Genomic DNA, 11,056 nt, shown 5'->3' on the forward strand with positions numbered 1-11,056 from the left:
GACCGGATGCGCGGTGACATCAGGGGGCACGGCGAGCGGGTAGCGGTGCGACCAGAACCTTCACGCCCAGCGCTTCAAACGCGCTGATGTGGGCCTGACTGATCCCGCTGTCAGTAATCAGGTAATGAATATGGCTCCAGTCGCAGGGGAGCGCAAACATCGACACTTTATCAATCTTACTGGAGTCGGCCACCACGTAGACGGTGCTGGCGGATTTGATCATCGCCATTTTCACTTTGATATCGGTTTCGCTGGGAAAGCTCAGGCCGAGACGTGGCGAGATACAGGCGGTGGCGAGAAACAGCTTCTCCGACAGCACATTCTCAAAGAAGCTGGCGGCCTTGTCACCGGAGGTCGAAAGCGTCGGAAATTTAAACGTACCGCCCGTCAGCAGCACATTGATCCCTGGCTCGCCGCCCAGCTTCAGGGCGATATTCACGGCGGTCGTCACCACCGATAAACGCCGGATATGGCTGATGGCATCGGCGATAGCCGTGGTGGTGGTACCGGAATCGAAAATCACCGTATCACCGTTTTCGATATGCTGGGCTGCCAGGCGTCCAATCGCGTCTTTTTCTTCCATGTGGGTCTGACGTTCCAGCTGCAGCAGGCCGGTATTCTGCTTGCCCGTCATCAGGGTCGCGCCGCCGTGATAACGCTGCACAAAGCCCTGCTTTTGCAGCATCCGCAGGTCGGTGCGCAGCGTGGCTTCGGTCAGTCCGAACGTCTTCGTCAGCGCTTTTACCGTCACCGTTCCGTCTTCCCGAATCATCTCCAGGATCTTTTCTCGGCGCTGTTGCATTTCAGCTAACTGCTCAGTTTTGCTTTTCAATCGAAACGCTCCCTCTTTTAATCGCATCGGGCTTATGGCGATAACGCGTTGTCGCAGAGTTTAACCCGCAGGTTTCGCCTTTGCGAGTCGGCAAATAAAGATGTTAATTTTCGTTCGAAAGTGTATGTGCGTCACTTTTCATGACTTTTGCATCCGCTACAGCAGTGTAATCCCTCTCTTCCTACCCGTTAGCAACCGCGATCACGCGCTTTTAACCGAATGAAGCCGTCAGACAGGCAGTGTTGCGAAATTTGATCTTAGCCACATTAACCATCAATTCGATAGCTTATATTTTTGTTCGAAAATGAATGCGGCAAATAAAATACCAAAGAGGACAGGCGGATGAGCGGTGAATATGACGTTAACCTGCGCTATGGCGTAGATACCACAATGAACCTGAGCGGCAAAGTGGCCGTGGTAACGGGCGGGCTGGGCGGTATCGCCATGGCCAGTAATCAGATGCTGCTGGAGAAAGGGGCGAGCCTGGCGCTGCTTTATCCGCCCTTTGAAGCGGATAAGGTCGACAGCGCGCGCGCAGCCCTGGCCGGACAGGTGCAGTTTATTTGCTGCGATGTAACCGATCCTGCCGACGTTGAGCAGGCTTTCGATGCCATTGTTGAACACTACGGTCATCTCGACATTCTGGTGAACTGTGCCGGCTACGTGATGCTTCAGCCGGTGCTGGAAACCGATTTTGCCGAATGGCAAAAACAGATCGCCGTGAACCTGACCGGGCCGTTTCTTTGCTCACAGGCCGCGGGCAAACGTATGGTCAACGCCGGAAACGGCGGCAAAATCATTAATATCGCCTCACAGGCGGCGTCCATCGCCATCGACAACCACGTTGCTTACACCTCTGCCAAAGCCGGTTTGCTGGGCATGACCAAAGTGATGGCGAAAGAGTTCGCCCCGCACCGGATTAACGTTAATACCCTGTCGCCCACCGTGGTGCTCACCCCTATGGGTGAAAAAGCCTGGCGCGGCGAGAAGGGCACCGAAATGAAAAAACTGATCCCTTTAGGTCGCTTTGCCTATACCGACGAGATTGCCGCTGCCGTGCTGTTTTTTGCCAGCAACGGCAGCGACATGATTACCGGTGCCGATCTGATGATCGACGGTGGCTTTACCATCTGGTAAGGCCACCGCCAGGCGTCCGTTTCCCCCTGCCATAACAACAATAGCGAGACACACCATGAAAAAAACGACGTTGCTCTGCACCACGCTTGCCGCCTGTTTGTTTTCTCACACCGCGCTGGCGGTTGAAAAAGGCACCATCATGATTTTGGTTAACTCACTGGATAACCCCTATTACGCCTCCGAGGCGAAGGGCGCGAATATGAAAGCCCAGGAACTGGGCTACAAGACCTCGGTGCTCTCTCACGGGGAAGACGTGAAGAAGCAAAATGAACTGATTGATGCGGCTATTGGCAAAAAAGTGCAGGGCATTATCCTGGACAACGCGGACTCCACGGCCAGCGTGGCAGCCATCCAAAAAGCCAAACAGGCCGGTATTCCAGTGGTGCTGATCAACCGTGAAATTCCGGTGGACGATGTGGCGCTGGAGCAAATTACCCACAATAACTTCCAGGCCGGTTCCGATGTGGCCAATGTGTTTGTCGAGAAGATGGGGGAAAAAGGGAAATACGCCGAGCTGACCTGCAACCTCGCGGACAACAACTGCGTCACCCGTTCAAAATCCTTTCACCAGGTGCTGGAACAGTATCCCGATATGCAGAGCGTTGCGCGCCAGGATGCCAAAGGCACACTCATCGATGGCAAGCGCATTATGGACAGTATTCTTCAGGCTCACCCGGATGTGAAAGGGGTTATCTGCGGTAACGGCCCGGTGGCGCTAGGTGCTATCGCCGCGCTGAAAGCGGCCGGACGCAACGACGTGGTAGTAGTGGGAATTGATGGCAGCAACGATGAACGCGATGCGGTACAGGCCGGAACGTTAAAAGCCACCGTGATGTTACAGGCGCAGGCGATCGCGGCTCAGGGCGTGACAGACCTGGATAACTATATCCAGAAAGGCACGAAACCGGAGAAACAGCGCGTGATGTTTCGCGGCATTTTGATCACACCGGAAAATGCAAAAAACGTACAGGACTTTAACTACAAGTCGTAATCCATCGTTGTCGCGCCCGTACTGACGGGCGCCAGGGAGAATGTCATGTACAACCGACTCTGGCTGATACCGATCGTGATGGCGCTCGGTGGCTGTCGCATTGTGTCGCAGCAGGAACTGGCGGATCTTAAGAACCCACCCAATCCCCATATGGCCCATATCAATCAACTCTGGCAGCAGACGTTAGTGCCACAAATCGTCGCGCAGGCGAAACCGCTGAGTGAGTTCACACAGCGCCTGCAGTCAGAGAAGGATCTGGACAGCGTCTGTCGCGCGCTGGGCTATCGGGCGCAGAGCGAGAATCCCTGCATATTTAGCGTCAGCGTGAGCGGGGAAGTCACCGCGCTGGATACCACCTCGCGCAACGGCAAAATGAAAATTAAAGACGCATCAGGTGACACTGTCACGGTTCAGGTTGGGCCGATCATTCGCGGAACGGCATTGCGGGATGCCTACAAAGGGGCCAGCTATCAGGACTTTAACGATCAGGTGCTGTTCAGCGACTTTGGCAAAGCCATCAATCAGCAGGCGGTCATCATGATGCACAACGCCGGGGTAAAACCCGGTGACCGGGTTAACGTGGTGGGCGTTTTTAGCAGCTGGGATATCCCGCATACGCTACCCGATATCACGCCAGCCCACATCACGCGTCAGTAAGGAGTTGATCATGCAGGTTACTGAGCAGCAAGACGACGTCATTATTGAGACGCGGGGCCTGTCGCGGGTCTATCCGGGCGTGACCGCCCTTGATCAGGTTAACTATCGGGTTTATCGCAACAAGGTCAATGTGCTCATCGGGGAAAATGGAGCCGGTAAATCCACCATGATGAAGATGCTGGCAGGGGTGGAAAGTCCGTCGTCTGGCGACATTTTGCTGGATGGCAAACCTGTCAGGCTGCATTCCACCCAACAGGCCGAAAAACTGGGCATCAGCATCATCTTTCAGGAGCTGAACCTGTTCCCGAATATGAATGTGATGGACAACATCTTTATCGCCAACGAGTTCTTCCAGCGCGGCGTTATCAACGAAAAGTATCAGTATCAGCTGGCAAAAGCCTTGCTGGAACGGCTGGAGCTGGACGTCGATCCCTATGCTGCGCTGGATGCGTTGGGCATTGGTCATCAACAGTTGGTCGAGATTGCCCGCGCGCTGTCGAAAGATACACGCGTGCTGATTATGGATGAGCCGACCAGCGCCCTGAGTCAGTCAGAGGTCAAAGTGCTGTTCAACGTCATTGAACAGCTCAAGCGACGCGGCGTCACCATCATCTATATCTCGCATCGGCTGGAGGAGCTGATGGAGATTGGCGACCACATTACGATTTTTCGGGATGGCCGTTTTATCGCCGCGCGTGAAGTGCGCGACGTCAGCGTGCCCTGGATCATTGCGCAAATGGTCGGGGACAAGAAAAAACATTTTGACTATCAACCCGCTCCTCAGGGCGACAGGGTGCTGCAGGTGAATGGCCTGACCGCCCTGCATCAAAACGGTGGCTACCGGCTCAACGCGGTGAGCTTTAGCCTGCACAAGGGGGAAGTGATAGGGATTTATGGCCTGCTGGGGGCCGGGCGAACCGAGCTGTTCAAGGGACTTACAGGATTACTGCCTTGTCAGAGCGGGGATATCCAGTTAAGCGGTCAGCGGTTGGACAACTGCAGTTTTCAGCAGCGCCTTAAGCGCGGTATCACCTTGGTGCCTGAGGATCGTAAAGGTGAAGGCGTTATCGAACTGATGTCGATCACCGCTAACATGACGCTCTCCAGTCTCAGCCTGCGCGGCTTTCGACGCGCGCTGGGCATCGTGCATCCTGACAAAGAGCGGCAGCGTGTGAATGAAATGATTCAGCACCTGGCGATTAAAGTCAGCGACAGCGAGTTACCCATCAGTGCGTTAAGCGGCGGAAACCAGCAGAAAGTGGTACTGGGAAAAGCCTTGATGACCGGGCCAAAGGTGGTGCTGTTGGATGAGCCTACCCGCGGCATTGATGTGGGTGCCAAGACCGATGTTTATCACCTGATTGGCAAACTGGCGCAGCAGGGGCTGGCGGTGATGTTTTCTTCGTCGGAACTGGATGAGGTCATGGCGCTTGCTGACCGGATTCTGGTGATGGCCGATGGTCGCATTACTGCCGATCTGCCCCGTGCCGATGCTACGCGCGAAAAACTGATTAGCGCGTCCACCCCGCAAGCCTGAGGTTGCTGGAGAATAAGATGAACCAAAAATATCTGCTGTACATGTACTTACTCAAGGCGCGCACCTTTATTGCGCTGCTGATCGTGGTCGGCTTTTTTAGCGTAATGGTGCCTAATTTTCTTACGCCGTCGAACCTGCTGATTATGACCCAGCATGTGGCGATTACCGGGCTGCTGGCAATTGGTATGACGCTGGTGATCCTGACTGGTGGCATCGACCTGTCGGTCGGGGCCGTTGCCGGGATCTGTGGCATGGTGGCGGGTGCCTTACTCACTGTGGGCGTGCCGCTGTGGGGCGGGGATCGGCTGTTTCTTAACGTGCCGGAAGTGATTCTCGTCGTGGCGCTGTTCGGGATGCTGGTCGGCATGGTTAACGGCGCGATGATTACCCGGCTTGGCGTAGCACCCTTTATCTGCACACTGGGCATGATGTATGTCGCCCGCGGCGCGGCGCTGCTGTTTAACGATGGTGCGACCTACGCCAATCTGGTGGGCATTCCGGCGCTGGGCAATACCGGCTTCTCATTACTGGGTTCTGGCACCGTGCTCGGGGTGTTTATTCCCATCTGGCTGATGATTGGCTTTTTACTTCTTGGCCTGTACCTGACGCGTAAAACGCCGCTTGGGCGCTATATCTATGCCACCGGCGGTAACGAGTCGGCAGCGCGGCTGGCGGGCGTGCCCATTATCAAAGTGAAAGTGTTTGTTTATGCCTTTTCCGGGCTGTGCGCGGGATTAGTGGGGTTGGTGGTGGCTTCTCAGTTACAGACCGCGCATCCCATGACGGGCAATATGTTTGAGATGGACGCCATCGGCGCCACGGTGCTCGGCGGAACGGCGCTGGCCGGGGGACGCGGGCGCGTATCAGGTTCCATTATCGGTGCCTTCGTTATCGTTTTTCTGGCCGATGGCATGGTGATGATGGGCGTCAGTGATTTCTGGCAGATGGTGATCAAGGGCGTGGTGATTGTGACCGCCGTGGTGATTGACCAGTTCCAGCAGCGTTTACAAAGCAAAGTGATATTACTGCGCCGTCATGAAAAAAAGCAGCCAGTGACGCGGCAAGCTGACATCCGTCATGGATAACAGGAGAGAACAATGACCCGAGATTTCAATGGAAAAACGGTGGTGATCACCGGTGCCTGCCGCGGTATTGGCGCAGGCATTGCTGCCCGCTTTGCCCGCGAGGGTGCAAACCTGGTGATGTTGTCCAATTCCGAACGCGTATTTGCCACGGCCGACAGCCTGCGGCCCCTTGCCGCCTCGATTCTGGCCCTGCAGGTGGATGTAACCGATGAAGGCGAAGTGCAGCAGGTGTATCAGCAGGCATTTGAGCGCTTTGGCCGGATCGACGTCTCCATTCAAAATGCAGGTGTGATTACCATTGATACTTTTGACAACATGCCCAAAAGCGATTTCGAACGCGTGCTGGCTGTGAACACCACGGGTGTCTGGCTGTGCTGTCGTGAAGCCGCCAAATACATGGTGCAGCAAAACGGCGGCAGCCTGATTAATACCTCTTCAGGCCAGGGGCGCAAAGGCTTTATCTATACGCCGCACTACGCTGCCAGCAAGATGGGGGTGATTGGCATTACGCAAAGCCTGGCGCTGGAGCTGGCGCGCTGGAATATTACGGTCAATGCGTTTTGCCCTGGCATCATTGAAAGTGAAATGTGGGATTACAACGATCGCGTCTGGGGCGAAATTCTCAGCACGGAGCATAAGACCTACGCTAAAGGCGAGCTGATGGCGGAGTGGGTGGAGAACATTCCTCTTAAGCGGGCCGGGCAACCTCAGGACGTCGCAGGGCTGGTGGCTTTTCTCGCATCGGATGATGCGCGTTACATCACCGGGCAAACCGTGAATGTGGATGGCGGGCTGATATTTTCCTAAAACCGGGTTGCTACCGGCCCGCTGTGCACAGGGTCGGTGGCTGCCTTCAGCACAAATATCGAGTCAAGTCATGAATCTGGGTCACATTATGCTAAAATAATCAGCGCTGGTTTTGTTTTTCTTTCAGAAAACCACCTGATGATTTTTCTGCCCGGACGTAATGATTTGATGCTTAAACCTGTGACTTTCTTTCTGGCTTCACTGACCACGCTTGTAGCGCTGCCTGCCGGTGCGCTGCAAACGGACAATCAGGTGCCAGAAACCCCCTTTGGCGATCCTGCGCGCTTTCAACATTCACTGGACGACCTTCCTTCTTTGGGCAACGTCGAAGATAACAACGAATGGAGCGAAAGGCTGGCGAAGGCGGCCAAAAGCATCGCGGAAGCCAGCGAAAGCAGCAGTGATTTAACCCTGGGCGAGCAGGCCGGGCAGTGGGCTTTTGAACGACTGCGCGATGAAGTGGCTACGCGGGTTGAGAATGAAGGCCAGTCTCTACTGTCACCTTATGGCAACGCCGAGTTCAACTTAAACGTCGATATGGACGGTAACTTTGAGGGCACCGGCGGCAATCTGTTTAGCCCGCTCGCCGACAGAAATCACTCTCTGACGTTCAGTCAGCTCGGGCTTCATGACTCCGTTGAAGGTGTGGTAGGCAATGCGGGGCTGGGTCAGCGCTGGGACGCGGGCAACTGGTTGGTGGGATATAACGGTTTTATCGATCGCAGTTTTCGCAGTGGACTTCAGCGTGCGTCAGTCGGCACCGAGGCCTGGAGCAGCAATCTGCGGTTGTCTGCTAACTACTATCATCCGCTGTCGGGATGGCGTAATCGCGGTGACAGCCAACAATATCGCATGGCCGAAGGCTACGACATTACCAGCCAAAGCTATTTGCCTTTTTACCGTCAACTGGGTGTGTCATTCAGTTATCAGCAATACCTTGGCGAAAAGGTTGACCTGTTTAACAGCGGCAATCGCTACCATAATCCGGCCGCGCTTTCGCTTGGGCTGTCTTATACGCCGGTGCCACTGGTGACCTTCTCGGCCAGCCATAAAACCAGCAGTGCCGGTGAGAGCCAGGACCAGCTTGGCCTGAAACTTAACTATCGCTTTGGTGTGGCGCTGAGCAAGCAGTTGGATGCCAACAACGTGGCCGAAGTGCGTTCGTTGCGCGGCAGTCGCTACGACACCGTTACGCGTAGCCAAAACCCGGTGATGGCTTACCGGCAGCGTAAGACGTTATCGGTTTTCCTGGCGACGCCACCCTGGCAGCTCAATCCTGGCGAAAGCGTACCGCTTAAGCTTCAGCTGCGCGCCAGTAACGCGATTAAGTCGCTTAGCTGGCAAGGGGACACCCAGGCGCTGAGCCTGACATCGCCGCCAAATAATAATGTGACCGACGGCTGGAGCGTGATTGTTCCGCCCTGGGACAGCACGCCGGGTGCCAGCAATGAGTACCGTTTGTCAGTCACGGTGGAAGACAGTAAACAGCAACGCGTAACGTCAAACTGGATCACCCTGCAAGTTAAACCGCCTTTGTCGATGGATGAACCGCCTGGCGGAACAATGTCGTCCTCCGCCAGCGGGCTGAGCTTCACGGAATAACGGCAAAATAAAGTGTGATTTGCGTCATGCTTTTTTCGCTGGAAATTACGTACTAGCTTTCGCAGAAGCAGCCAAACCACGACCTGTCTGCATAACATGATTCGTCATCTACCCGATCTCTGGGTGATCCGCCTGTTGCCCTGGCACCTGACCTGCACGCGATGACGTAGCAGGAAGCGAAGTTTATTTCCTGCATGTTTTGTCGCTGGCTACGCAGGCAGACGAGCGGGGATGCTGTTTGGGGATAAAAATGACCCTTTGCCGATGGAACAATCTGCATCGATATTGAAATCTACCTGCGTGAAAGGCGTGAAAGGCGTGAAAGGCGTGAAAGGCGGGGGAGCGGGCCGATGCAGCCGAATCGCTTTTATCGATTGCCGCTGATATGCCGTGTTCTAAAGAAAAACGGCCCGTCAGACACAGGCCGGGCCGTTGAACAATGAGGGTGATTTATCAGAACTGGTAGGTCATACCTACGCCCGTCACGTCGTCTGTTGCCAGACCTAACGGGTTGTTTTTCTTCAGCAGGTTGATTTTGTACTCGGCATAGACTGACATGTTTTTGTTAAAGTAGTAGGTCGCACCTAACGCCGTATATTTGTACAGATCAGCCTCGCCAATCCCTTCAAGATCTTTCGCTTTTGACGCGACATAGCCCACAGACGGACGCAAGCCATTCAGGAACTGATACTGCGCGACCACTTCCGTGTTTTGTGTTTTGTTGGCAAAACCGTTGGAAACTGGCATGGGTGTAGCATTGAGGGTTTCACCATACATGGCTGCCAGATAGATCTGGTTAGCATCGTATTTTACCGCTGTTGCCCACAGCTGAGCTTTATTACCCCGGCCAAATGTGGCGGTATTTTGTGCTGCTATGCGGTTCAGGCTGGCATAGGAACCGACAAAGCTCAGACCAAAGTCAAAGTCGTAGGACGTTGACAGGGCAAAGCCATCGCCGTTAGAACGACGTACTTCAAGGCCATTGTCCTGGGTGCTGGTGCGGTCATTTTTGCCTTCATACTGCGCAGCAACGTTCCAGCCTTTTACCAGACCAAAGAAGTCTTTGTTGCGCCAGGTCAGCAGGCCGCCCGAGCGCAGGCTCAGGAATGCATCTGAGTTAGCAGAATCGCCGCCAAACACGGGCAGCATATCGGTATAGCCCAGCGCGTCATAGACCAGACCGTAGTTACGACCGTAGTCCAGCGATCCCAGCGCGCCATATTTCAGGCCAGCATAGCCCAGACGAGTTTTGTTGCCGCTGTTCGCGTCACTGCCTTCAGAGTTTTTCAGGCTGTACTGATATTGCCAGAAACCGTAACCGGTTAGCTGATCGGCGATGGACGTTTCACCTTTGAAACCTAAGCGTGTATAACTGGCGTCGCTATTATTTGACTTATCGTCAGAAAAATAACGCAGTACGTTAACCTTGCCTTGAATATCCAGCTTATTCCCGTCTTTATTATAAATCTGTGCGGCCTGAGCAGTAGACAGACCGATCAGTAACGGCATTAATGCCGCCACTAATGTGCGCTTCATCATTTATTATTTACCCTGTGGTTATATTATTATTTCCCCTCTTTTGGGGTGAAAAGAAAATGACACAAATTGTTAATTCAGCCTAGCGCAATAAGTGTAACTAAATGTGTACCCAGGGGAACTAAATCTCAATAAAGCCAATTCGGCGGCCATGGTGCGCCTGTCAGTGTTTTTTCTTATGACCCCATTAGCAATGCAAAGGATAAAAAGGCATATAAAACAGGGGATTGTTGATTTCATCGGGAAGGGATAAAGCAATATGGCAAAAAAATGATAACACCAGCGATCTTGCTTGAAAAATAAACGCATTTTGTATGATAAATAAACAATAAAGATTTTCCATCTAATCATTAGCGCGCTTATTAATAATTTATCCAGTTCTAAATAATTTATTAATGTTCTGATGATAACCCGGGAAACAATATTAACGGCTTCGCATAAGTATATTTAAACAAATAAAGAGAGCATATTTTAATCACCCGCCAGTAATAACCTGGGTTATTACTCGGCTTATTGCGTTTACTTTTTTACGGATATTGACCACAGTCTGCACTACACACAGGCAACTGCCCCATTTTGGGGCGGTTTCTGCACGTTTTTGAGCGGATAATTTATCAGCGATCACAAAAGCGATATTTCATCCCGCCATTGCATAATTCCGCTTTAAAAAGCTCTGCTATCGGCCCCCGTTAAGATAATTATTCACTATTTATGCAAATAAAGTGAATGATGGCCTTTTGTAACCTATTGATATTTCGTCAGGCAATCCGTTTTATGCATTTTAGTCCTTGGCTGGCACGCTATCTGCAAACTAGAGTAGGGCCAGATTCATTACATTTTTAACAATTAACAAACAATTACGTTACCCGCTG

Annotated in this window: 9 protein-coding genes; 7 read left to right on the top strand and 2 right to left on the bottom strand. The window is 53.1% G+C overall.

Features of this window, described 5'->3' with window-relative positions:
* Positions 1-19: 19 nt before the first annotated feature.
* Positions 20-832 (bottom strand): DeoR/GlpR family DNA-binding transcription regulator, encoded by an 813-nt coding sequence (locus A6A26_RS14295; protein WP_063879344.1) that lies wholly within the window; start codon positions 830-832, stop codon positions 20-22.
* Between the two features lie 342 nt (positions 833-1,174).
* On the opposite strand from A6A26_RS14295, the gene A6A26_RS14300 reads away from it, so the two are divergent.
* From A6A26_RS14300 to A6A26_RS14330, 7 genes are all read left to right on the top strand, one after another.
* Positions 1,175-1,969, top strand: a complete 795-nt coding sequence (locus A6A26_RS14300; RefSeq protein WP_063879345.1) for a GolD/DthD family dehydrogenase — start codon at positions 1,175-1,177, stop codon at positions 1,967-1,969.
* A gap of 55 nt (positions 1,970-2,024) precedes the next feature.
* The gene (locus tag A6A26_RS14305; protein WP_063879346.1) at positions 2,025-2,960 is read left to right on the top strand and encodes a D-ribose ABC transporter substrate-binding protein; all 936 of its coding nucleotides are present in this window, start codon (positions 2,025-2,027) and stop codon (positions 2,958-2,960) included.
* A 45-nt stretch (positions 2,961-3,005) separates the two neighbouring features.
* Positions 3,006-3,617 (top strand): DUF2291 family protein, encoded by a 612-nt coding sequence (locus A6A26_RS14310; protein ID WP_063879347.1) that lies wholly within the window; start codon positions 3,006-3,008, stop codon positions 3,615-3,617.
* A 10-nt stretch (positions 3,618-3,627) separates the two neighbouring features.
* Complete coding sequence (locus A6A26_RS14315; protein ID WP_063879348.1) at positions 3,628-5,154, top strand: sugar ABC transporter ATP-binding protein; 1,527 nt, start codon at positions 3,628-3,630, stop codon at positions 5,152-5,154.
* A gap of 17 nt (positions 5,155-5,171) precedes the next feature.
* Complete coding sequence (locus A6A26_RS14320) at positions 5,172-6,239, top strand: ABC transporter permease (protein WP_063879349.1); 1,068 nt, start codon at positions 5,172-5,174, stop codon at positions 6,237-6,239.
* Positions 6,240-6,251: 12 nt separating this feature from the next.
* Entirely contained in the window at positions 6,252-7,046 is a 795-nt protein-coding gene (locus A6A26_RS14325) for a glucose 1-dehydrogenase (protein ID WP_063879350.1), read from the top strand.
* A 138-nt stretch (positions 7,047-7,184) separates the two neighbouring features.
* The gene (locus A6A26_RS14330; protein ID WP_063879351.1) at positions 7,185-8,648 is read left to right on the top strand and encodes a YchO/YchP family invasin; all 1,464 of its coding nucleotides are present in this window, start codon (positions 7,185-7,187) and stop codon (positions 8,646-8,648) included.
* Between the two features lie 453 nt (positions 8,649-9,101).
* On the opposite strand, the gene A6A26_RS14335 is transcribed toward A6A26_RS14330, so the two are convergent.
* A complete protein-coding gene (locus A6A26_RS14335) occupies positions 9,102-10,187 on the bottom strand; it encodes a porin (protein ID WP_063879352.1) in 1,086 nt (361 codons plus the stop codon).
* Positions 10,188-11,056 lie beyond the last annotated feature (869 nt).

It is taken from the genome of Pantoea sp. OXWO6B1, assembly GCF_001641135.1.
Lineage (GTDB): Bacteria > Pseudomonadota > Gammaproteobacteria > Enterobacterales > Enterobacteriaceae > Pantoea > Pantoea allii.